At 67.1% G+C, this 22,035-nt stretch carries 19 protein-coding genes; 9 read left to right on the top strand and 10 right to left on the bottom strand.

Annotated features, from left to right (window positions below):
- Window positions 1-43: 43 nt before the first annotated feature.
- Entirely contained in the window at window positions 44-646 is a 603-nt protein-coding gene (locus QP457_RS05095; protein ID WP_205405056.1) for a short chain dehydrogenase, read from the top strand.
- 37 nt (window positions 647-683) lie between these two features.
- On the opposite strand, the gene soxR is transcribed toward QP457_RS05095, so the two are convergent.
- A complete protein-coding gene (soxR, locus tag QP457_RS05090) occupies window positions 684-1,118 on the bottom strand; it encodes a redox-sensitive transcriptional activator SoxR (protein ID WP_032951587.1) in 435 nt (144 codons plus the stop codon).
- Between the two features lie 29 nt (window positions 1,119-1,147).
- Between soxR and QP457_RS05085 the strand changes: the two genes are divergently transcribed.
- Window positions 1,148-2,569, top strand: coding sequence for an MFS transporter (locus QP457_RS05085; protein WP_205405057.1), 1,422 nt, complete (start codon window positions 1,148-1,150; stop codon window positions 2,567-2,569).
- Between the two features lie 44 nt (window positions 2,570-2,613).
- On the opposite strand, the gene QP457_RS05080 is transcribed toward QP457_RS05085, so the two are convergent.
- Window positions 2,614-4,656 (bottom strand): alpha/beta hydrolase, encoded by a 2,043-nt coding sequence (locus QP457_RS05080; protein ID WP_205405058.1) that lies wholly within the window; start codon window positions 4,654-4,656, stop codon window positions 2,614-2,616.
- Window positions 4,653-5,630 (bottom strand): DUF4105 domain-containing protein, encoded by a 978-nt coding sequence (locus QP457_RS05075; RefSeq protein ID WP_180164308.1) that lies wholly within the window; start codon window positions 5,628-5,630, stop codon window positions 4,653-4,655. Before QP457_RS05075 ends, QP457_RS05080 begins: the two co-directional genes overlap by 4 nt.
- 165 nt (window positions 5,631-5,795) lie before the next feature.
- Between QP457_RS05075 and QP457_RS05070 the strand changes: the two genes are divergently transcribed.
- Window positions 5,796-6,200: a GFA family protein gene (locus tag QP457_RS05070; protein ID WP_089239261.1), complete on the top strand. Its 405-nt coding sequence runs from the start codon at window positions 5,796-5,798 to the stop codon at window positions 6,198-6,200.
- 276 nt (window positions 6,201-6,476) lie between these two features.
- On the opposite strand, the gene QP457_RS05065 is transcribed toward QP457_RS05070, so the two are convergent.
- Window positions 6,477-9,578, bottom strand: coding sequence for an efflux RND transporter permease subunit (locus QP457_RS05065; RefSeq protein WP_205405059.1), 3,102 nt, complete (start codon window positions 9,576-9,578; stop codon window positions 6,477-6,479).
- 4 nt (window positions 9,579-9,582) lie between these two features.
- Window positions 9,583-10,767 (bottom strand): efflux RND transporter periplasmic adaptor subunit, encoded by a 1,185-nt coding sequence (locus QP457_RS05060; RefSeq protein ID WP_205405060.1) that lies wholly within the window; start codon window positions 10,765-10,767, stop codon window positions 9,583-9,585.
- A gap of 153 nt (window positions 10,768-10,920) precedes the next feature.
- Between QP457_RS05060 and QP457_RS05055 the strand changes: the two genes are divergently transcribed.
- Together QP457_RS05055 and QP457_RS05050 are read left to right on the top strand one after the other, a co-directional pair.
- Window positions 10,921-11,604: a response regulator transcription factor gene (locus tag QP457_RS05055; protein WP_180163768.1), complete on the top strand. Its 684-nt coding sequence runs from the start codon at window positions 10,921-10,923 to the stop codon at window positions 11,602-11,604.
- Entirely contained in the window at window positions 11,582-12,967 is a 1,386-nt protein-coding gene (locus QP457_RS05050; protein ID WP_191078645.1) for a HAMP domain-containing sensor histidine kinase, read from the top strand. The genes QP457_RS05055 and QP457_RS05050 overlap by 23 nt, the downstream gene beginning before the upstream one ends.
- 679 nt (window positions 12,968-13,646) lie before the next feature.
- Here QP457_RS05050 and QP457_RS05045 read toward each other — a convergent pair.
- The 3 genes from QP457_RS05045 to QP457_RS05035 form a co-directional block, all read right to left on the bottom strand.
- Entirely contained in the window at window positions 13,647-14,534 is an 888-nt protein-coding gene (locus QP457_RS05045) for a LysR family transcriptional regulator (protein ID WP_205405061.1), read from the bottom strand.
- 39 nt (window positions 14,535-14,573) lie between these two features.
- A complete protein-coding gene (locus QP457_RS05040) occupies window positions 14,574-15,455 on the bottom strand; it encodes an SDR family oxidoreductase (protein WP_205405062.1) in 882 nt (293 codons plus the stop codon).
- Between the two features lie 96 nt (window positions 15,456-15,551).
- Window positions 15,552-16,415, bottom strand: coding sequence for a DMT family transporter (locus QP457_RS05035; protein ID WP_100463463.1), 864 nt, complete (start codon window positions 16,413-16,415; stop codon window positions 15,552-15,554).
- Between the two features lie 133 nt (window positions 16,416-16,548).
- Between QP457_RS05035 and QP457_RS05030 the strand changes: the two genes are divergently transcribed.
- Window positions 16,549-17,952: a PLP-dependent aminotransferase family protein gene (locus QP457_RS05030; protein ID WP_205405063.1), complete on the top strand. Its 1,404-nt coding sequence runs from the start codon at window positions 16,549-16,551 to the stop codon at window positions 17,950-17,952.
- Here QP457_RS05030 and QP457_RS05025 read toward each other — a convergent pair.
- Entirely contained in the window at window positions 17,943-18,425 is a 483-nt protein-coding gene (locus tag QP457_RS05025) for a hypothetical protein (RefSeq protein ID WP_205405064.1), read from the bottom strand. The genes QP457_RS05030 and QP457_RS05025 overlap by 10 nt on opposite strands.
- A 117-nt stretch (window positions 18,426-18,542) precedes the next feature.
- On the opposite strand from QP457_RS05025, the gene QP457_RS05020 reads away from it, so the two are divergent.
- A complete protein-coding gene (locus QP457_RS05020) occupies window positions 18,543-19,226 on the top strand; it encodes a class I SAM-dependent methyltransferase (RefSeq protein WP_180163760.1) in 684 nt (227 codons plus the stop codon).
- A 15-nt stretch (window positions 19,227-19,241) separates the two neighbouring features.
- Here QP457_RS05020 and smqnr read toward each other — a convergent pair whose 3' ends face one another.
- Window positions 19,242-19,889, bottom strand: coding sequence for a SmQnr family pentapeptide repeat protein (smqnr, locus tag QP457_RS05015; RefSeq protein ID WP_205405066.1), 648 nt, complete (start codon window positions 19,887-19,889; stop codon window positions 19,242-19,244).
- Between the two features lie 174 nt (window positions 19,890-20,063).
- On the opposite strand from smqnr, the gene QP457_RS05010 reads away from it, so the two are divergent.
- Together QP457_RS05010 and QP457_RS05005 are read left to right on the top strand one after the other, a co-directional pair.
- Window positions 20,064-20,837, top strand: coding sequence for a DeoR/GlpR family DNA-binding transcription regulator (locus QP457_RS05010; RefSeq protein WP_205405067.1), 774 nt, complete (start codon window positions 20,064-20,066; stop codon window positions 20,835-20,837).
- A gap of 11 nt (window positions 20,838-20,848) precedes the next feature.
- Window positions 20,849-21,982 carry an MFS transporter gene (locus tag QP457_RS05005; protein WP_205405068.1) on the top strand — a complete coding sequence of 378 codons (1,134 nt, stop codon included), beginning with the start codon at window positions 20,849-20,851 and terminating at the stop codon, window positions 21,980-21,982.
- Window positions 21,983-22,035 lie beyond the last annotated feature (53 nt).

Raw genomic sequence — 22,035 nt, 5'->3', positions numbered from 1 at the left:
CGACGGCGCAGACTGCGTCCATCCCCTCTCGCAAGGAACTGTCATGAAGATTCTTCTCGTCGGTGCCAGCGGCACCCTCGGCCAGGCCGTTGCCCGCCACCTGGGCCAGCAGCACGAGATCCTCGCAGCCGGCCGCCGCAGCGGCAGCCTGCGCGTGGACCTCACCGACGACGCCAGCGTGCGCGAGCTGTTCGCGCAGACCGGCCCGGTCGATGCAGTGATCTCCACCACCGGCAAGCTGCATTTCGGCCCCCTGCAGCAGATGACACCCGAACAGTTCAACGTCGGCCTGCAGGACAAACTGCTCGGTCAGGTGCGCCTTGCACTGGCCGCGCAGCACCATCTCAACGCGGGGGGCTCGATCACCCTGACCAGTGGCATCGTCAGCGCGCAGCCAATCCGCGATGGTGCCAACGCCACCGCCGTCAACCATGCACTGGAAGGTTTCGTGCGCGCGGCGGCGCTGGAACTGCTGCCGCGCGGGCTGCGCATCAACGTGGTCAGCCCGAACGTGCTGGTGGAATCGATGGAGGCCTACGCTCCGTACTTCCCCGGCTTTGAAGCAGTCACCGCACAGCGCGCGGCGCTGGCCTTCCAGCGCGCGGTGGAAGGCATCCAGAGCGGCGAAACGATCACGGTCTGGTGACGGGCGTGCCGACCAGGGTCGGCACCCACCAGCACGGTCAGCCCCAGCGCATCGGGCCGTCGCCGCGCTCGCCGAGCACATCATCCGGGTTGGCCAGGCGGCAACGCTTCAGTGACAGGCAGCCGCAGCCGATGCAACCGGTCAGCTCGTCGCGCAGCAACTGCAGCATGTGGATGCGTTCTTCGAGCTCCACCTGCCAGCGTGCCGACAGCTTGGCCCAGTCGGCCTTGGTCGGCGCCCGCCCCTGCGGCAGGCTCTCGAACGCACGCGCCACCGCCTCCAGCGGCATGCCCACGCGTTGCGCCACGCGGATCACCGCCAGCCGCCGCAGCACATCGCGGGCGTAGCGGCGCTGGTTGCCCGACGTGCGCAGGCTGCTGATCAACCCCTTGCGCTCGTAGAAATGCAGCGCAGAAACCGCTACGCCACTGCGGCGGGCGACATCGCCGACGCTCATGTCCTGTGCCAGCATCGATTGACCTCAACTTTGGTTGAGGTGGCATGCTGCTACCATCGCCGCCAGATGACAAGCGCGGCCCGTCCGCCACCCGCAGGAACCCGATGCCCTCCCCCGCTGCCACGGCCGATCCGGTCGATTCCTCCATCCTGTCCGCGCGCTACCGCGCCACCACCGTGGGCATGGTCGCCCTGGTCTCCCTGCATGCGTTCGAGGCGCTGGCGGTAGCCGCCGCCATGCCTACCGTAGCCGAGGCCCTGGATGGCCTGCGCCTGTATGCGCTGGCCTTCGGTGGCACCTTGGCCACCAGCGTGATCGGCATGACCCTGGCCGGCCGCTGGGCCGACCGCCACGGGCCGGCACGGCCGTTGTGGTGGGGTCTGGCCTGCTTCGTGCTGGGCCTGCTGCTGGCCGGCTTCGCGATGCGCATGGGCATGCTGGTGGCCGGCCGTCTGCTGCAGGGCCTCGGCGCCGGTGCCATCTCGGTCTCGCTGTATGTGATGGTCGGCCGCACCTATCCCGAGCATCTGCGGCCGAAGGTATTCGCCGCGTTCTCTGCCGGTTGGGTGGTGCCCTCGATGATCGGCCCGGCATTGAGCGGGGTGATCGTGCAGCACCTGGGCTGGCGCTGGGTGTTCCTGGCGGTGCCGCTGCTGGCGATACCGGCCGGCCTGCTGCTGCGACCGGCGCTGGCGCGCATGCAGGCGCCAGCGACCGGTGTTGCCGATGATGGCCGCGGCAGCATCGTGCGCTGGGCCACCGGCGCGTCCCTTGCTGCCCTGCTGCTGTACCTGGGTGGGCAGCAACAGGGCGTGCCGGCGCTAGTGTGCATCGGCGTGGCAATGCTGGCGCTGTTGTTCTGCGTGCATCGCCTGTTGCCGGCCGGCACCCTGCGCCTGCGCCGCGGCCTGCCCAGCGTGATCGCGCTGCGCGGTGTGGCCGCTGCCGCGTTCTTCGCCTGCGAGGCCTACCTGCCCCTGCTGCTGCAGCGCGAGCGAGGGCTGTCGCCCAGCTGGGCCGGTGCCGTGCTGAGCCTGGGTGCACTGGGCTGGTTCACCGGCTCGTGGCTGCAGGGCCACCAGCAGCGCGGCTGGTCGCGCCAGCAACTGCTGCGCGTGGGCACGCCGCTGATGACCGTCGGCATCGCCGCGACGCTGGCGGTGCTGTTCACTGCGGTGCCACTGCCGGTCGCACTGGTCGGCTGGACGCTGACCGGCTTCGGCATGGGCATGATCTACGCCAGCCTGTCGGTGCTGACGTTGTCACTGTCACCGCCGCACGAACAGGGCGCGAACACCTCGGCCCTGCAGTTGAGCGAAGCGCTGTCGGTGACCACCGCACTGGCGGTATCCGGCGCGCTGTTCGCGTTGTTCGTGGAAAGCGCCCCGCATACCGGTTACATCATGTGCCTGGCCATCACCCTCGGCCTGGCCGCGTTCGCCACCGTGATCGCCAGGCGGGTGTAGACACGCCGCGGGTTCCGCCGGGACACGCCCGGCGGAACCCGCGATCAGGGGCGCGCCACCGTGCCCACTTCATCGATGTCCTGGTGCAGGATGCGGCGTACTTCCAGCACTGCCTGCGGGGTTTCCTGCACGCTGTGGCCGGAAATGATCACCTTCTCCGACAGCGCGCCGGGCAGGTGCGAACTCCAGTACGGCACCAGCCCATCGTCGGACTTCTCCACCGGCAGTTCCGGTTTGCGCTGGGCGATGATCGAGTGGTACTTCAGGCCCGGCGTGATCGGCAGCTGTGCAGCGGCTTTCACGAACGGGTCGCTGGCCTTGAGGTTGTCGATGCTGTTGGGAATCTTCGGCTTGGCCGTGCCATCCACCTGCTGCTCGGCCTGCGCCAGGGCCAAAAACACATCCTCGAACTTGCCGAGGATGGTCAACGGCAGGCGAACAAGGCGGCCGATCAGGCGGCCGACCTTGTTGCCGGCGATGTCCGTGCCCTGGTGCGGGGCCGCGATGAAGATCGCACGCTCCACGTTCGGTTCGGCCTTGAAGTGCAGCAGCGGACCGAGCTTGGACTGCACCCGCTTCAGGCGTTCGCCCTTCAGGTCATAGTTGGCCAGCAGATCGTTCCACAGCACGTCGCCCGAGTCGCTGACCAGCAGCCGCGCCAGCACGCCGCCCATGCTGTGGCCGATGTAGACCATGTCCTTGGAGGCACGCGTGCTGCCGTTCGGGTCGAAGTGCTTCAACGTGTCGTTGAATGCGTTGGCGATCTCATAGCGGTTCAGCGCGATCGGCGCATTGGTCGGGTAGTACACCTGCCACACCTGGAACTGCTGGCGCAGTTCGGGGTCACCCATGATCTCGTTGGCCAGGTTCACCCACGCTTCCGGGCTGCTGCCCAGGCCATGCAGCATGAAGATGATGCGGCGGTTCGGATCCCACGGCTGCATCAGGTAAATGTGCGGCTCGCCGATGCCCTCGCTCATGCCGAACAGGGTACGCAGCGACTGCGTGGCGAACCCGCTCTGCGCCAGCCACAGGCCGTAGGCAGCAGTGAAGTTGCCAGCCAAGGGTACCTCTTCGCCATGCAGGGTGATGCGCTCGGTCGCCTCCGGCGAATAGCCATCCAGCAGCACCTGGCGGGTACGCATCACGTCCTCCAGCGTGTTGCCTTCAAAACGCAGCAACGCCGTGACATTGATCGAGGACATCTCGCTGTACTCGGGCACCGAATCGTCGTGCTGGTGGCGGCGTCCGCGACGTACGCCCTCCTCCTGCTCGTCCTTGGTGGCCTGCGCCTGTGCCGTTTCGGCCTTCGGCCCTTCCGCGGCGACCACCGGCACCACCAGCTTCGGCGGGTCCATCACCATCACCAGTTCGGCGCCGAAACCATCGCGGCGATAGGTGCTGCGCATGCCGACGAAGCTGACGGTGCCTGCCGGCACCAGCTGCTTGGGAATGCTCTTCAGCGACAGCCGCTGGAAATCGGACGCCAGCGTCCAGCTGCCCGCCGACACCGGCTTGGTGTAGTCCTCGCCGGCCAATGCGGCGGCGCGGGCGCGCGCGAACAACACCACGGCGGCCTTCTCGGCAGCGTAGTTGTAGTAATCGCGCACCTGCGTCTGCCGGTCCTCGAACGCACGATCGGAGGGCGAGCGTCCGCTGTAGAACAGATAGGCGTAGCCATAGCGCGCCGCCTCCAGCCACGCATCCAGCGCTGCATCGCTCATCGGCGGCTCGTTGGCCGCCTGCTTCTTCGGCGTCAGTGCCAGAGCGGCCTTCACCCACAGCTCGGACAGCGTCGACAAGCGCTGCTCGACGTTGAGATCATCGGTCATCAACAGCGTGCTGCGGCAGACCAGGAAGTCCTTCTCGCACTGCGATTCGTCCAGCCCGGCCGCACTCAGCGTCTCGCGCGAGGCGGGGCTGAGCTTGCCGGTGTTGAGCACGTCGGCACGCTTGTTGACCAGGTAATCGCTGGACGCCACCTGCTTGACGGTGACCATCGCGCAGCCGCTGCCACCCAGCAGCAGGAAGGCAGCCAACAGCGCCGGCAGCACGCGCTGCCAGCGGAACAGGATCATCGGGGTCATTGCTGCGGGTCCTGCTCGGTGCCGGGGATGCCCTGGCGGATCACGGTGGAGAAATCATCGTCGGGGGCCATCTTCAGCGCGCGCTCGGTGATGCGGCCCTTGGCATGCAGTTCGGCGTACGGCACGCCAGGCGTGAGCGCGCCCACCTCCTGCGCGTACTCGGCCAGGTAGCCCGAGGCCAGCAGCCGGTAGTCCAGCGGCAGGCGCGGGGCGATATGCCGCGCCAGATCGAAGACGATCGTAGTGCAGTTGCTGGTCAGGGTGTTGTAGAAGCCGGGCGCAGCATCAAGCTGGCGTGCCTGGTCGATGTAGGCAGCGAACAGGGTCTTGAGCTGGTTGCGGTCCATGCCGTGCAGGCGGTACAGGTAGACATCCTCGCCGCGCGCGTTGGTGCGGGTGCGGATGATGTCGGTTTCTTCGGAGGCGACCAGGGTCATCTCGAACTTGCGGAAGAAGCCGCCCAGCGCCGAGAACGATTCACCGCGCTCCTTGCGGATTTCCAGTGAGAACACCAGGTGGCGCCCGTCCTCGAATCCGAACGAGACCAGGGTGTGGGCGATTGCCGGGCCCATCCAGTACGACAGCACCAGATCGGCCGAACGCAGCTGGTCGAGGTCGTAGCTGCGGCGCACCCAGCGCGCGTCGTAGTCGGTCTCGGTACGCCAGGTGAAATCGCGCACATTGTCCAGCACCACGTGGCGGCCATCGAAGGATTCCACGTGCAGGCGCTGCGCCACGTCATCGGCCCAGTCGCGGTCCTGGCGCGGGGTCAGCAGCAGCCACCACAGCCCCGCAAGCGCCAGAGCGCCGGCAAAGGCCGCCCACAGCCTGCGCGTGCCACGGCCGCGCGCCACCTGCCAGGCCGCCCAGACGGCGGCCAGCAACCACAGCAACGCCACAGCGCCGCCCAGCCAGCCCGGCCCGGGCATCTGGTAGGTCAACAGACCGGCCACCCACAGCGCCAGCAGCACCATCACACATCCTGTCATCCATCGTCCTGCGGCTTTCACTGGCGTCCTGTCGAGGTCCCGGGGCGGCATAGTTAGCCACAAGCCGCCTCACGGCGACATCTACAACCGGTTCAGGCTGGCGTGGCCGGGGGCATACTGGCACCCACCAAGGGCGCGCAGGGAGCAGAGATGGGCATCACCACCGTGGCCGGCGTAGCCGTGCAGGCGCAGCACCGGGCCAGTTGTCATTGCGGCACGGTCGAGCTGCTGCTGGACCTGCCCGAGGGCATCGTCGACCCGCGCCGCTGCGATTGTTCGATGTGCCGGCGCCGCGGCGCCATCGCCGCCAGCGTGGCACGGGACGGGCTGCAGATCGTGCGCGGCCAGGCTCATCTGCGCCTGTACCAGTTCAACACCCACGTGGCCGAGCACTATTTCTGCGGCGTCTGTGGCATCTACACGCACCACCGCCGCCGCTCCAACCCGGACCAGTACGGCTACAACGTGGCCTGCCTGGAAGGCATCGATCCGTTCGCGCTGGGAACGATTCCGGTCAATGACGGGGTGAACCACCCCGCCGACCGTACCGGTTAGTGCCGGCTGCGCCGCAGCGGCGGCGCGATCTTCTGCCACGGCGCCATGCTGGCCCGGCCGACGCGCAACGGGCGCTTCAACGGCGCTCGACGCGAGGGCGTGTCCGCTGCAGGCGGCAGCGTCTCGGCGGGCAGCACAGGGCGCGGGGGCCAGAGTCGGTCGAGCAACCACATGGCAGGTCTCCATTGGGGGCGGGGACGATCTACCGTACCGATGCCCAGGCCAAGACCGGGTGATGGCGCTGCGGCATACCGATGACAGCTGGCGGCCCTGCCCTCAGTGCACCGGCCGCGCCCTGCCCAGCCGCCGTACCAGCACGAAGAACAGCGGCACCAGCACCACCGCCAGCACCGTTCCCGAGAGCATGCCGCCGATCACGCTCATGCCGATTTCACGGCGGCTGACCGCGCCGGCGCCGGTGGCCAACGCCAGCGGGATGACGCCTGCCACAAAGGCCAGCGAAGTCATCACGATCGGCCGCAGGCGCAGGCGCGCGCCCTGCAGTGCCGCCTCCACCGCCGAACTACCTGCGCGGTAGCGCGCTTCGGCGAACTCCACGATCAGGATCGCGTTCTTTGCCGATAGTCCAATCGTGGTCAGCAACCCCACCTGGAAGTAGATGTCATTGACGAAGCCCGCCGCCGTGGTCGCCAGCACCGTACCGATCACGCCCAGCGGGATCACCAGCACCACCGCCACCGGCACCGTCCAGCTCTCGTAGAGCGCGGCCAGGCACAGGAAGATGAAGGCGATCGACGCGGCGTACAGGTACAGGGTCTGGTTGCTGGCCAGCTGTTCCTGGTAGGACAGCCCGCTCCATTGCAGATCGAACCCGGGTTGTCCGGCCACCAGCGCCTGCATGCGCTGCATCGCTTCGCCCGAGCTGCGCCCTTCGGCCGCACTGCCCTGGATCTGCATCGCAGGCAGGCCGTTGAAGCGCTGCTGCAGCTGCGGCCCACGCGCCCAGTGACTGCTGGCGAAGCTGGCGAACGATGCCATCTGACCGTTGCCGCCGCGCACATACCACTGGCCGATGTCGTCGGGCACGCTGCGGTAAGGCTGGTCGCCCTGCATGTAGACGCGCTTGACCCGGCCACGGTCCAGGAAATCGTTGATGTAGCTGCCGCCCCAAGCAGCGGACAGCGTGGAATTGATGTCGGCCTGGGCCAGACCCAGGGCACTGGCCTGCGCATGGTCGATGTCCAGCCGCAGCTCGGCCTTGTCACCCAGCCCGTTCAAGCGCACCGAGGTCAGCCCGTCATCCTCGCCGGCTGCGCGCACCACCTGTTCCTGCGCCGCCTGCAAGGCCACGCGACCTGCCGCGCTGGTGTCCTGCAGCCACAGTTCAAAACCGCTGGACTGGCCCAGACCGCGCACGGCTGGCGGCGCCAGTACATTCACCTTGGCGTCGGGCAGCTTGCGGAAATAGGCATTGGCGCGCGCGATGATCGCCGCCGCCGTGTTGTCGCCGTTGCGCTCGCCCCACGGTTTGAGCGCCAGGAAGCCCTGGCCGGCATTCTGGCCGGTACCCGCATTGTTGCGACCAACCACCACGAACACCACGTCCAGATTCTGCTTCTCGTGCTCCATGAAGTAGCGGCTGATCTGCTCGCCCAGCGCCTCGGTGCGCGCCATCGGCGTGCCTTCCGGCGTGGAGAACTGGAAAGTCACCTGGCCCTGGTCCTCCACCGGAAGGAAGCCGGTCGGCATGCGCGCATACAGGGCAATCATGGCGATCACCAGCAGCAGGTAGAACGCCATCCAGCGGCGTGGACGGGCAACCACGCCGCCCAGCCTGCCCTGGTAGGCCGACTGGCTGCGTTCGACGCCGCGATTGAACGCAGCAAAGAAGCGTCCCGCTGGTTTCTGTGCCGACGAGGGCTTGAGCAGGGTCGCGCACAGCGCCGGTGTCAAAGTCAGCGCGACCAGCGCCGACAACGCCATGGCCGATGCAATCGTGATCGAGAACTGCCGGTAGATGATGCCGGTGGAACCACCGAACAGCGCCATCGGCAGGAATACCGCACCGAGCACCACGGTGATGCCGATAAGCGCACCGGTGATCTCGCTCATCGACTTCTCGGTTGCCTCGCGTGGCGGCAGATGCTCTTCGTGGATGATGCGTTCCACGTTCTCCACCACCACGATCGCGTCATCGACCAGCAGGCCGATGGCCAGCACCATCGCAAACAGCGTCAGGGTGTTGATGGTGAAACCGGCCACCGCGAGGACGCCGAAGGTACCCAGCAGCACCACCGGCACCGTGATCGCAGGAATCAGGGTGGCGCGCACGTTCTGCAGGAACAGGAACATCACCACCACGACCAGTACGATCGCCTCGATCAGGGTGTGGATGACCCCTTCGATGGAGACCCGTACGAACGGCGTGCTGTCGCGTGGATAGGCGACCTGCAGCCCGGGCGGGAACGTAGGCCGCAACCGCTCAAGCTCCGCGCGCACTGCATCGGCGGTGGCCAGCGCGTTGGCGCCGGAGGCCAGGGTCACCGAGAAACCTGCGGCCGGATAGCCGTTGAGGTAGCTGCTGGTCTGGTAATTCTCCGCGCCGATCTCGACCCGCGCCACATCGCCCAGGTGCACTGCCGCGCCACTGGGCAGCGTGCGCAGGATGATCGCGCGGAACTGTTCCGGTGTCTGCAGGCGCGACTGCGCGGTGACGGTGGCATTGAGGCTCTGCGTCGCACTGGACGGCAGCGCCCCCAGTTCACCGGCCGTGACCTGGGTGTTCTGCGCCTGGATCGCACTGCGCACATCAGACGGCATCAGGTCGTATGCACGCAGCTTGTGCGGATCCAGCCACACCCGCATCGCATAGGCCGAACCGAACACATTGATCTCGCCGACGCCGGCAATGCGGCTGATCGGATCCTGCACGTTGCTGACCAGGAAGTCGGAAACGTCCACCCGCTCCATGCGCCGGCTGGTGTCGTACAGCGAAACCACCATCAACGAGTCGCCCTGCGACTTGGCCACGGTCACGCCCTGCTGCTGCACTTCCTGCGGCAGGCGGTTGATGGCCTGGTTGACGCTGTTCTGCACCTGCACCTGGGCGATGTCGGGGTTGGCGCTCTGGTCGAAGGTGACCGTGATCCGCGCCTGCCCCGAAGACGAGCTGGTGGAAGAGAAATACAGCAGGTGGTCGATGCCCTTGATCTGCTGTTCGATCACCTGGGTGACGCTGTCTTCCACCGTCTGCGCAGACGCGCCGGTGTAGTTGGCGGTGATATTGACCTGCGGCGGTGCGATGTCCGGATACTGTTCGACCGGCAGCTGGGTCACCGCAATCGTGCCGAACGCCATGATGCAGATCGCCAGTACCCAGGCGAATACGGGGCGGTGGATGAAGAAGCGCGGCAGCATGCGCTCAGTCCTTTCCGGCCGGCGCGGCCACGGGCGCGGGCTTCACCCGCACCGGCATGCCGTCGGCAAGGCCCTGCGCCCCCGCCACCACCACCTGCTCGCCAGCGCTGATGCCGTCAAGCACCAGCCACTGGTTGCCGACCGCGCGTGCGGTGCGGAACGTGCGCAGCCGCGCCTTGCCCTCCTTGTCGACCAGCCACGCCTGCGCCTCGCCCTTGGCACTGCGGTCCACCGCCGACTGCGGCACCAGCAGCGCCTGCTGCTGCGTGCCCTGGCCCACCTGCGCGCGCACATACATGCCCGGCAGCAGTTGTCCTTCGGGATTGGGGAACTGCGCCCGCAGGGTGATGCTGCCGGTGTCCTGCTGCACATCGATGTCGGCGAACTCCAGCGTGCCCGGCAGCGGATAGTCGGTGCCATCGGACAAGCGCAGCCGCACCGGCGCGCTGTTGGCCTGCACCCCACCCTCGGCAATGGCACGACGCAACGCCAGGTACTCGTTGCTGGACTGGGTGATATCCACGTTCATGGGATCCACCTGCTGGATGCGCGCCAGCGGGTCGGCCTGGGCGGACGTCACCAGCGCACCGGGGGTGAACAGCGCGCGCCCGATGCGGCCGGCGATCGGTGCGGTGACGGTGGCAAAACCCAGCCGCGTGCTGGCGGTATCGCGCGCCGCCTGCGCCGCCTGCACTGCCGCAGCTGCCTGCTGGGCACTGGCGATGGCGTCGTCCACGTCCTGGCGCGCGGCCAGCTGGTCCTTGCCCAGCGCCTGCATCCGCTGCGCCCGCAGACGCGCGGTCACGGCCGCCGCTTCGGCGGTCTTCAGGTTGGCCTGCGCCTCGTTCAGGGCGGCCTGGTACAGCGCTGGCTCGATCTGGAACAGGGGCTGCCCGGCCTTCACCAGCTGCCCCTGCTCGAACAGCCGCTTCACCAGCACCCCATCCACCTGCGGGCGTACATCCGATTCCTGCGAGGCGATGGTGCGTCCCGGCAGCTCCTGCTCCAGCGCCAGCGACTGGTTCTGCAGCGTCAGCACGGTCACTTCCGGCGTCGCTGTGCCTGGTTTGGGCGCGTCCTTGCCGCAACCGGCCAGCAGGGTCGCCAGGGCTATCAACAGCAGCGGCAGGCGCCAGGTTCGGGGCAGGCGCCAGGCCGCAGCCGGCGGGAAGGAATACGGAAGGGTCATCGGCAGCAGGTTCCACGCGCCGGGGGGAGCGCTCGGCGCCGAATATAGAAGACCCCACGCTGCGATCCAGCGAAAAACGCATGAAACATTTTTCATTTGCAGTGCACGCCCGTGGTTGCGAGGATGCGCTGGTCCCAATCTGCAAAGTGGCCCATGCCGCGCGTACTCACCATCGAGGACGACCTTGTCACCGCGGAGGAAATCGCCACCGAGCTGCGCAGCCACGGCTTCGAGGTCGACCTGGCGGCCGATGGCAGCAATGGCCTGGCGCTGGCACGCGCCGGCGACTACGCCGTGATCACCCTGGATCGCATGCTGCCGGGCGTGGACGGGCTGACCCTGGTCACCACGCTGCGCCGCGAAGGCGTGACCACGCCAGTACTGATGATCAGCGCATTGTCGGACGTGGACGAGCGCGTGCGCGGGCTGCGCGCCGGTGGCGACGACTACCTGACCAAGCCGTTCGCTTCGGATGAAATGGCAGCGCGGGTGGAGGTGCTGATCCGCCGCCACGGACAGCTGGGCACCGTCGACAGCATGCTGCGCGCCGGCGACCTCGAACTGGACCTGATGAGCCGCTCGGTGCGCCGTGGCGGCCAGGAGATCAGCCTGCTGCCGACCGAGTTCAAGCTGCTCGAATTCCTGGTCCGCAACGCCGGCCAGGTGGTCACCCGCACCATGTTGTTCCAGGAAGTCTGGGGCTACCACTTCGACCCAGGCACAAACCTGATCGACGTGCATATCGGCCGTGTGCGCAAACGCATCGAGCAGCCCGGCCGTACGCAGCCGATCAAGACCGTAAGGGGAACCGGCTATGTCTTCGACGCGCAACCCTGATCAGTGGCGCTCGTCCAGCAGCCGCCTTCTTGGCCTGTACTGCATCCTGTTCGTGGCCTGGTCGAGCATGCTGCTGGGGGTGATGTACTGGCGCATCTCGGACTACCTGAACGACCTGACCGAATCGGGTCTGCAACAGCGCGCCCATCTGTTCATGAGCTTCGACGGCCCTGCCCTGGATGACGCGCTGCGCGACAGCCAGCGCTTCGACCTGCACCAGGTGTATACGTACGGGCTGTTCGACAACGCCGGCATGCCGATGGCGGGGCCGCTGACGGCCATTCCCGAGGGACTGCCGTTGGATGGCAACTCGCATCCTGTGGCGGGTTGGACACTGGTCGATGGCCCGCATGAGAGCGGTGGCAGCGCACTCGGCGTGGTCACCCGCGATGGCCGCACACTGGTGTTCGTGCGCCAGAACGGCAAGCTGATGGCGGTCAACAGCATCATCCTCGATGCGCTGCTGTGGGGCGTGTCACTGACCGTCATTCCCGGGCTGGTGGGCTGGCATCTGCTGCGCCGGCGCCCGTTGAAGCGGATCCAGCAGATCGAAGCGGCCACCAACCGGATCATCGCCGGCGACCTCGGGCAACGCCTGCCGGTATCCAACCGGCGCGATGAAATCGATCGGCTGTCGAGCATCGTCAACGCCATGCTGGAACGCATCGAACAGCTGATGACCGAGGTCAAAGGCGTGTGCGACAGCATCGCGCATGATCTGCGCACGCCACTTACCCGGCTGCGTGCGCACCTCTACCGCATGCGCGTGGGCCTGGACGAGCACGACCCGCATGCGGACCCGTTGGACAAGGCGCTGGCGGAGACTGACATGCTGATGGCGCGCTTCGCTGCGCTGCTGCGCGTGTCCGAGCTGGAAAGCCACCAGCGCCGCTCAGCCTTCGACGAGGTCGACATCGCCGACCTGCTGCAGGAGCTGCACCAGTTCTACCTGCCGTTGGCCGAAGAGAAACAACAGGAGCTGCAGCTGCAGGTCGCGCCGCAGATCGGCGTGCTGCGCGGCGATCGCGAGCTGCTGTTCGAAGCGGTGGCCAACCTGCTGTCCAACGCCCTGCAGTTCACGCCCGCGCACGGGCGCATCCTGCTGCGCGCGGTGGACGACCACGGCGCGCCCCGCATCGATGTGATCGACAACGGGCCGGGCATCCCGCCGCAGGACCGCACCTTGATCTACCAGCGCTTCTTCCGCGGCAGCAGCAGTGCCGGGCAAGCTCCAGGATTTGGCCTGGGGCTGTCGATCGTGGCTGCCATTGCCGGACTGCACGGCTTCCGCGTCCGCGCCGGCAGCGCGCCCGACGGCGGCGCCTGGATGAGCATCCGCGGCGCTGCAGACGGGCTTCCCTGAGGCCCGGCCCACCACCCGCAAGTGTGCAGGTGACCAACTGGACCTGGGCTTTGAACATCACCAACCTCACCGCAGGCATTACTACGCGCCATGCCGCGCCTGCGGCGATTGTTTCGCTGGCTACCCACGCGTAGTCACCGGCACCGTCAGCGATCGGTTCTGATCCCTGCAACTACCGATGCCCCGCCCCAAAGCACACGGTGCCCTGGTTACCGCCAGACAGATGCACCGCCCGCCGCCGCTCCCCATGCACGACGCGCATTGCCACCCCCGAGGCAAGCGCGATCAACGCATTCGTGGCTGACCACGAACAGGCGGCGGGCGATGCGGGTTGGCGTACCGGACAACTCTGGGACTGACCGGCGGATCATGGTGATCCCCACACATCGCCCACCACGGACAGCGGGTCACGTGACCGGAAGGCGCCATCCGTGCGCCTGCCGATCACGTGCCAGAGTTGATTGTGGGACGCCAATCCCAGCCGGCCGATGATGGCCGACGGCGATATGCTGGTCGTTGTCGCCGAGGCGGTATGTAGGGGTTGCCCGCGCCTGTGCATCAGGCTTGCGGCAGGCGCGATTCCCAGGGTCAGAACTGCAGGCCGGATCACATTCCAGAGGCATGCACGACGCAGACAACTGCTCTACCCGTGCATGCAGCACGGAAGCTCAACCGGCAATCACGACACTACCGGTTGCGCTGCCATCGCCAGGAAATTCTGCAGCACCGGCGTCGGCGATTCCGGGCGCATGCAGAACTGCAGTTCGAACGCAGCATTGCCACCGCCCAGTGGCCGGTAGACGATTTCTTCGGGACGGAACCCGCTCATGCTTGCCGGCACGATTGCCACGCCCGCTTCCACAGCCACCAGCGACAGCACCGCATGCATGCCCTGCGCTTCCTGCACGACCCGTGGCGTGAAGCCGGCAGCGGTACACAGGCCCAGTACCTGTGCATGGAAGCCGACACCTTCAGCAGAGGGCCATGACACGAAGGGCTCGTCCACCAGGTCTGCGACGTCCAGCCGTTGCCGTGCGACCAGCCGATGCGCGCGCGGCAGGGCAATGGCCAGTCGATCATGGTCGAACGCCTGCAGATGCAGTTCTGCGGAAATGATCGGTGGAATCAGGATGCCCAGGTCGATGCGCCCTTCGCGCAGCCACTGTTGCTGCTGCCGCGAGGTGGCTTCGTGCAGATGCAGCTGCACCTGCGCAAACGCGTGGCGGAACTGGCGGATCAGCGCCGGCAGGCGCCCATAGAGTGCGCTGCCGACGTAGCCTACGCGCAGGCTGCCGGTCTGCCCTGCCGCCGATTCGCGCGTGCGCTGCAACGCCTGTTCGGCCTGTTGCAGCGTCGCGCGCGCTTCCACCAGCAGCGTCTGCCCCGCTGCGGTCAAGCCCAGCGTACGGTTGCCGCGCACGATCAATCCCGTGCCCACTTCGTCTTCCAGGCGCCGCATCGCCGCCGTCAACGGCGGCTGCGACATGTGCAGGCGTGCAGCGGCGCGATGGAAGTGCAGTTCTTCGGCCACCGCCACGAACTGGCGGAGCAGGCGCAGATCGATCATTTCATCGCAGGCAGGTGGAGACCCGCCTAGGGTACGCGCTCAGCCGCGCGCGTCGACACTCGGCCGTGCAATGACCGGCCACTGCAGCGCCACCGATTCGATGCTGTCGGCGGCCACGGCGCGCAGGTCGCGTGGATAGTCCACGTGCTCTGCTTCCTGCAGCCGCAGTGCATGGAACTGGCCGTTGCTGGCACGCAGAATCCAGCCACCCTGCCGGCAGCGCGCCGAAACCAGGAAGGCCACCCCGGTGGCCACGGCATCGGGATGCAGTTCATCCGGCTCTCCGTCGATGCCCCACATGCGGGTCTTGGCCACCGGCGAAACCGCGTTGACCACGATGCCATGCTCGGCGCCTTCCAGGGCCAGCACATTGACCAGCCCCTGCGCAGCCAGCTTGGCCATCGCGTAGCCGCACAGGCCGCGCTGCGCATACTGCGGGTACAGCGCGCGATCGGAGGTGGTCAGCACGATGCGGCCGCCGCCGGCAGCACGCATCGCGGGCCATGCCGCCTGCGCCAGCCACAGCGGTGTCTTTGCGGCCAGGCACAACATCTCCTCCAGCGCATCGTCCTCCACCGCTTCGATACCGGCATAGGCCACCCAGCCGGCGTTGTGGATGATGAAGTCCAGGCGACCGTGGCGTTGCAGGATGTCCTGCACCAGCGCATGGCAACCACTGCGCTCGTTGATGGGGCCGCTGGCGGCCTCGACCGGCAGGCCCTGGCTGTGCAGTGTCGCCACCGCCGTGGCGATGCGCTGCGGATCGGCGCCCGTGCCGTCCGTTGCAGCGCCCACGTCATGCATCACCACATGCGCGCCACGTTGCGCCAGCAGGCGGCTGTAGGCCATGCCCAGGCCACCGGCGGCACCGGTCACCAGGCCCACCTGGCCTTCGAACGAGATACTGGAATTGGGTTTCATCCGGCCAGCATCGGCGAGCGCCATCCTCCTCGGCCAATACTGTTTGCACGTCCTCGCGATACGCCAACGGTATCGCGCGGCGATGGCGCTGAGCTCTCAGCGGCTGAAGCGACGGGCACCGGCCACGCAGATCACCGCCGCCACGGTCACCAGCAACATGCCGGCACTGACGGTCTCGTGCAACAACATTGCCGCCAGCGCCAGGCCGAAGAACGGCTGCAGCAGCTGCAGTTGGCCAACCGCGGCGATGCCACCCTGGGCCAGACCGCGATACCAGAACAGGAACCCGATCAGCATGCTGAACACCGCTACATATCCCAGCGCCCACCATGCGGAAGCAGCGACCGCCGTGAACGAGACCGGGCGCATCGCCACCATCAGCGGCAGCATGACCGGCAATGCCAGCAGCAGTGCCCAGCTGATCACCTGCCAACCGCCAAGATGCCGGGCAAGGCGGCCGCCCTCTGCATAGCCGAGCCCGCACACCACGATCGCCGCCAGCATCAGCAGGTCGGCCTGCAGGGAAGCCTCGATGCCGTTGCGTGCGGCATAGCCGACGACACAGGCGCTGCCCAGCAGCGAGAACACCCAGAACGCCGGGCGTGGCCGGTCGCCGCCGCGCAGGACGCCGAATACCGCCGTGCTCAGCGGCAGCAGTCCGAGGAACACGATGGTGTGCGCCGATGAGGCGTGGCGCAGGGCGAGCGCGGTCAGCAACGGAAAGCCCACCACCACGCCCAGGCTGACCAGCGCCAGGCCAGGCAGATCGCTTCTGACCGGCCGCGGCTGCCGCAATGCCAGCAGCAGCACCAGCCCCAGCAACGCGGCGATGCTGGCGCGTGCGGCAGTAACGAAGCTGGCGTCCAGTTCCATCACCGCCATGCGAGTGGCCGGCAAAGAGCCGGCGAAGATCACCACACCGATGAAGCCATTGATCCACCCGCTTGCCGACCGTTCCACACCCTGCTCCAGAAGTACCGGGCAATAGCCGGCTGTGCCCGTCATTGAGCCACCGGGTGCCGGCGATACACAGCTACAATCCAGTACAGTCACAAGTAACTGTACTGCTAACAATCCCCTTACAGTCACGCCCATGTCCCGACCGTCCAGCCGCATCGACAGCGTCATCCACGCCGTCCGCTCACGCATCAGCTCGCGCCTGGATGGCCCGGGCAGCCGCCTGCCCTCGGTGCGCACGCAGGCGACGACGATGGGCGTTTCCGTGTCCACCGTGGTCGAGGCCTACGAACGATTGGCGGCCGAGGGCGTGATCGCTGCGCGCGCCGGCTCCGGCTTCTACGTGACTGGCCCGGCAGCACCGCTGGCGCTGGCCGAGATGGAACCGCGCCTTGATCGCGCGGTGGACCCGTTGTGGGTATCGCGGCAATCACTGGAAACCCCGCCCGGCCACCTCAAGCCCGGCTGCGGCTGGATGCCCAGCGACTGGCTGTACCACGATGGCCTGCGCCGCGGCCTGCGCCGCATGGCCCGCGCCGACGCCGCACACCTGGTCGACTACGCGGGGCCGCTCGGCCTGCCGGCACTGCGGCAGACGCTGCAGCGACGCGCGGCCACGCTGGGCATCGAAGCGTCGATGGAGCAGCTGCTGCTGGCCGAATCGGGGACGCATGCGGTCGACCTCATCTGCCGCTTCCTGCTGAAGCCCGGCGACTGCGTGCTGGTCGACGACCCGAGCTATTTCAATTACCACGCGATGTTGAAGGCGCATCAGGTCCAGGCCATCGGCGTGCCCTACACGCACACCGGGCCGGATCTGGAGGTGTTCGCCAGCGCATTGCAGGAACACGCGCCGCGCCTGTACATCACCAACGCCGGTCTGCACAACCCGACGGGCGCGGTGCTGTCGGCGACCACGGCACATCGCCTGCTTGGCCTGGCCGAACGCAGCGAACTGATCATCATCGAGGATGACATCTTCGCCGACTTCGAGCTGCGCCCCGCGCCGCGGCTGGCGGCGCTGGATGGATTGTCGCGGGTGATCCATGTCGGCAGCTTCTCCAAAGCCATCTCAGCGGCATCGCGCTGCGGCTACATCGCCGCACGCCCTGACTGGATCGAGGCACTGACCGATCTGAAGCTGGCCACCAGCTTCGGCGGTGGGCACCTGGCCGCGCACCTCATGCAGATCGCACTGACCGACAGCGGCTACCGACGGCACATGCAGGCGGTGCGCACGCGCCTGGCCGATGCGCGCAAGCACACCCTGCGGCAGGTGCAGAAGCTGGGCATCACGCCATGGCTGCAACCGGAAGCAGGGCTGTTCCTGTGGTGCCAGCTGCCCGATGGGCGCGATGCATCAGCGGTAGCACGGCTGTGCCTGCGCGAAGGCGTGGTGGTGGCGCCCGGCAATGCCTTCAGCCAGTCGCAGAAAGCCGCTGATTACGTGCGATTCAATGTGTCGCAGTGCCAGGACCCGAAGATCTGGCAGGTACTGGGGAAGGCGCTGGCCACCAATGCGCCCCGTAGTCACGCATGATGCGCTCCCATATAGGTCTCTGCGGGAATGTCCAGCAGCTCTGGACCTGAAAGCGTCGCGCCCTGCAGATCGGCGCCGGTGTTCAAGGCATTGTCGATCGCATTGAGCAGCGAACTCCGCTGGCAGATCGCCTTGAACGCAGCGCGCGGGCCTTCGTGGTACATGGCCAGGGCGCGCTGCAGGCCATCGACGAATACCGGCTCGCGGTCAAGCGGCAGTTCATGCAGCTCACCCTGCGCGTCAGAAGCGGTGAATGTCCGCGGCAGCAGCATGCCCAGTTCCATGTGCCCGATCAAGGCCATGGCGAATGCTTCAGGCAACCACACCAGCAGGCGGCGCATCGGCCCGTGTTCGCTGCCGAGCGCGAGCAGTGCCTGTTCGGCCTGCTCCTCATCCACGTCCTCGCGTCCGAGCAATGTCAGCGCCAGTTCGAAGGCTTCCGCCGATGGCATCGGGGCTGTGCGAGGGTCCATTCGCGATCTCTGGAATACAGACGGGCGCAGACCTTAATCAAAGGCGGGCATCCCTGCAATCGACACTTGCGGAGCGCGGTAAAGTGGATGCTCGCCATTGCTGCAGGAATGCTTCCGATGTCCTTCTCCGATCCTCACGCCGTCGCACGCTATGCCGACGGTCCGCTGCGGCAGGTGCCGGGTTTCCTCGGACTGCAGCAGATGACCCACCTGCTGCTGGCCGAACATGTGCCCGACGATGGCCAGGTGCTGGTGCTCGGCGCAGGTGGCGGCCTGGAGCTCAAGGCCTTCGCCGAAGCGCATCCGCAGTGGCAGATGCTCGGTATCGATCCGGCCGCGCCCATGCTCGCGCTGGCCGAACAGACCCTGGGGCCATTGATGGCGCAGGTCACGCTGCTGGAAGGCTACATCGACGATGCCCCGCACACCGTCTTCGACGGCGCCACCTGCCTGCTGACCCTGCATTTCCTCACCGTTGAACAGCGCCTGCACACCCTGCACGAACTGCGGCAACGGCTGCGGCCGGGTGCGCCGCTGGTGGTAGCCCACCACAGCGTGCCGCAGGACGCGGCCGGCAAGCATCGCTGGCTGCAACGCTACGCCGCATTCGGGGAGGCCTCCGGCATTCCACGTGCCGACGCGCAGCGCGCAGCGGCCACGATCGCCGAGCGTCTACCGCTGTTGTCGCCCGAGCAGGAAGTGGCGTTGCTGCAGGAGGCTGGCTTCGACAAGGTGGAACTGTTCTATGCCGGCTTCAGCTTCAAGGGATGGGTGGCCCATGCGCCGACCGCAGCGGCATAGCGCTGCGACGCATGCTCAAGGAACTACTGTGATGCCGATCCGCTGCATCAGCAGCGCCACCTGCTGCACATCCAGCGTGGCGCCACGCAGGTTGGTGCTGCGCACGTCCAGCTCACCCAGTTCGGAGTTGGTCAGGTCGCAATCGGTGAAGTTGGCCGTGTTCCAGTCGATGCCATCGAACTGGCCACCGGACAGGTCCGACCCAGCAAAACTGGCGCCGCTGACGTTGGCCCCTTCCCAGCGGTTTTCCCACAGCTCGCACTTCTCCAGCGTCACCCGCGAGAAGTTGGCATAGCGCAGGTTGGTCTTCTTGATGAAGGCGCTGCAGAACCAGCTGCGCGTGGTGATCTGGTTCATGAAACTGGCGTTGCTGAAATCGGCGCCCTGCGCGCGGCACTCGCTGATTTCCAGCCCCAGCGCCTTGATGAAGTTGAAGTTGCACATGCTGATGTCGCACTGGCGGAAGCTGGCTTCCTTCAACGTGGCACCACTGAAACGGCACCCGGTGCGCGTTTCGGCGTCGTAGAAGCCGCAGTTCACGAACTCGGTGGCGGTGAGGTCCGCGCCGGAGAAATCGCACTCATGGAACTGCTGGTCGACCACCTTCTGGCCGGTGAACTGATCGATGCCGATGCGCAGCTTGTGATGAACGGTGGAGGACATGCAGGGTTCCGTGCCGGGTGCCTCGCCATGATGCCGCGCGGGAAAGGGGATGGGCAGCGCCAGCGCCCGCGCGATTCACCATCGCTGCAGTTGGAGTGTGTACAGCCCGTCTCGCCAACTTCTGGCTGGGCACTCGATGTTGCACGTTTATGCACGTTTATGCACAATTGAAGCATGAACTCCGACCCCACCCTCCCCGCCGAACGTACCCAGCTGATCCTGCAGGAGCTGCGCCAGCAGGGGCGCGTAGTGGCCGCCGAACTGGCCCGCCGCTATGGCATATCCGAAGATTCGATCCGCCGCGATCTGCGTGAACTGGCCGCCCAGGGCCTGTGCCAGCGCGTCTATGGGGGTGCGGTGCTGCCGGCTCCGAAGGCGGCACCGCTGCGCGAACGGATGACCCAGGACCGCACCGGCAAGGATGAACTGACCGCCCGCGTCTGCACGCTGCTGCAGCCCGGCCAAGTCCTGCTGATTGACGCTGGCTCCACCAATCTGGCCATTGCCCAGCAATTGCCGGGCGCGCTGGGGCTGACGGTGATCACCAACGCACCGCAGATCGCCACCGCTGCGGCATGGCAGGACGGCACCACCGTGCAGCTGATCGGTGGGCGTCTGGCCGCAGGCGGCGGCGCGGTCGGTGCCGAGGCGCTGGCCCAGGTGCAGCACCTGCGGGCGGATGTCTTTCTGCCCGGCCCCTGCGCCGTCGACGTCGATACCGGCGTGTGGGCGATGGACGCCGAGGAAGCCACGCTCAAGCGCGCGATGGTCGCCTGCAGCAGCCGCATCATCGTCGCCGCCACCACCGAAAAACTGGGCGCACGCGGCAACTGGCAGATCGCCGGCCTGGACGACATCGACGATCTGGTACTGACCACCTCGGCACCACCTGCGCTGGCCGCCCGTTTCCGTGCCGCCGGCATCGCCGTACATCCGACACCTCCCTGACCGTACCGCCCATGTCCCTCGCCAACCGACCGCGTGCCGAACAGCACGCGACCCGCGCTGCATTCTTCATTCCCGGCTTCGCTACTGCGCTGTGGGCCACGCTGGTGCCCTTCGCCAAGGCGCGCACCGACATCAACGACGCCACGCTGGGTCTGGTGCTGCTCTGCCTGGGCGCCGGCTCGCTGCTGGCCATGCCGCTGTCGGGCCTGTTCGCCGCACGGCTGGGTTGCCGCCGGGTGATGGTCGCCACCACGCTGATCATCTGCGCAACGGTACCCGGCCTGGCGTTGGCTGAGTCGGCGTGGATGCTGGGCCTGGTGCTGTTCGTCTTCGGTGCCGGCGTGGGCGCGATGGATTGCACGATGAACGTACAGGCCGTGGTGGTGGAACGCGAAGCACAGCGGGTGATGATGTCCGGCTTCCACGCGTTCTTCAGCATCGGTGGATTCCTCGGCGCGGCGACGATGACCCTGTTGCTGAGCGCGCGCATGGCGCCGATCTCGGCGGTGCTGCTCGGCGTATTGATGATGGGTGTGGTCGCACTGCTGTCGGCGCGCTACTGGCGTGGCGAGCGCGTCGCACACGATGCACCGCTGCTGGCCTGGCCGCGCGGCATCGTCATGTTCATCGGCGTGCTTGCCTTCATCGCGTTCCTGGCGGAAGGCGCGATGCTGGACTGGAGTGCGGTGTTCCTCACCGACATCCGCAAGGTCGATGCCAGCCATGCCGGCATCGGCTACGTCACCTTCACTCTGACCATGACCGTGGCGCGCCTGCTCGGCGACCGCCTGGTGGAGCGCATCGGCCGGCAGAAGGCCATCGTGGCCGGTGCGCTGCTGGCCTGCGCCGGCGTGCTGGTGCTCACCCTGGTCACGCCGTGGCAGGCGTCACTGGGCGGCTACGTGCTGGTCGGCCTGGGCTGCGCCAACATCGCCCCGGCGCTGTTCTCGCTGGCTGGCAGCCAGAACCGGATGCCGCAGGCGATCGCCATCACCGCGGTCTCCACGCTTGGATTTGCCGGCATTCTTGCCGGCCCAGCGCTGATCGGTTTCGCCGCCAATCATTTCGGCCTCATCGCCGCCTTCGTCGGCGTGGCGATGGCGCTGCTGCTGGTGGCGGTGTCGACGCGCTGGCTGCGGATGTAAACCCGCATGGCAGGCGGTTGACCTGTCCCTGCAAAGAACCGTGCGCGCTAAGG

It is taken from the genome of Stenotrophomonas sp. As-7 (assembly GCF_030291015.1).
Classification (GTDB): Bacteria; Pseudomonadota; Gammaproteobacteria; order Xanthomonadales; family Xanthomonadaceae; genus Stenotrophomonas; species Stenotrophomonas lactitubi.
Note: the sequence above shows the minus strand (reverse complement) of the source record. Positions and strands in the feature narration are given on the sequence as shown.

Bases quoted from the DNA above. Each gene is read 5' to 3' on its own strand.
- QP457_RS05020 (WP_180163760.1), top strand. From the start codon at position 18,543: ATGTCCTTCTCCGATCCTCACGCCGTCGCACGCTATGCCGACGGTCCG.
- QP457_RS05075 (WP_180164308.1), bottom strand. From the start codon at position 5,630: ATGGTGCTGCTGGCGCTGTGGGTGGCCGGTCTGTTGACCTACCAGATG.
- smqnr (WP_205405066.1), bottom strand. From the start codon at position 19,889: ATGTCCTCCACCGTTCATCACAAGCTGCGCATCGGCATCGATCAGTTC.
- QP457_RS05045 (WP_205405061.1), bottom strand. From the start codon at position 14,534: ATGATCGATCTGCGCCTGCTCCGCCAGTTCGTGGCGGTGGCCGAAGAA.
- QP457_RS05085 (WP_205405057.1), top strand. From the start codon at position 1,148: ATGCTGCTACCATCGCCGCCAGATGACAAGCGCGGCCCGTCCGCCACC.
- QP457_RS05010 (WP_205405067.1), top strand. From the start codon at position 20,064: ATGAACTCCGACCCCACCCTCCCCGCCGAACGTACCCAGCTGATCCTG.
- QP457_RS05060 (WP_205405060.1), bottom strand. From the start codon at position 10,767: ATGACCCTTCCGTATTCCTTCCCGCCGGCTGCGGCCTGGCGCCTGCCC.
- QP457_RS05005 (WP_205405068.1), top strand. From the start codon at position 20,849: ATGTCCCTCGCCAACCGACCGCGTGCCGAACAGCACGCGACCCGCGCT.
- QP457_RS05025 (WP_205405064.1), bottom strand. From the start codon at position 18,425: ATGGACCCTCGCACAGCCCCGATGCCATCGGCGGAAGCCTTCGAACTG.
- QP457_RS05055 (WP_180163768.1), top strand. From the start codon at position 10,921: ATGCCGCGCGTACTCACCATCGAGGACGACCTTGTCACCGCGGAGGAA.
- QP457_RS05030 (WP_205405063.1), top strand. From the start codon at position 16,549: ATGTCCCGACCGTCCAGCCGCATCGACAGCGTCATCCACGCCGTCCGC.
- soxR (WP_032951587.1), bottom strand. From the start codon at position 1,118: ATGCTGGCACAGGACATGAGCGTCGGCGATGTCGCCCGCCGCAGTGGC.
- QP457_RS05065 (WP_205405059.1), bottom strand. From the start codon at position 9,578: ATGCTGCCGCGCTTCTTCATCCACCGCCCCGTATTCGCCTGGGTACTG.
- QP457_RS05050 (WP_191078645.1), top strand. From the start codon at position 11,582: ATGTCTTCGACGCGCAACCCTGATCAGTGGCGCTCGTCCAGCAGCCGC.
- QP457_RS05095 (WP_205405056.1), top strand. From the start codon at position 44: ATGAAGATTCTTCTCGTCGGTGCCAGCGGCACCCTCGGCCAGGCCGTT.
- QP457_RS05080 (WP_205405058.1), bottom strand. From the start codon at position 4,656: ATGACCCCGATGATCCTGTTCCGCTGGCAGCGCGTGCTGCCGGCGCTG.
- QP457_RS05070 (WP_089239261.1), top strand. From the start codon at position 5,796: ATGGGCATCACCACCGTGGCCGGCGTAGCCGTGCAGGCGCAGCACCGG.
- QP457_RS05040 (WP_205405062.1), bottom strand. From the start codon at position 15,455: ATGAAACCCAATTCCAGTATCTCGTTCGAAGGCCAGGTGGGCCTGGTG.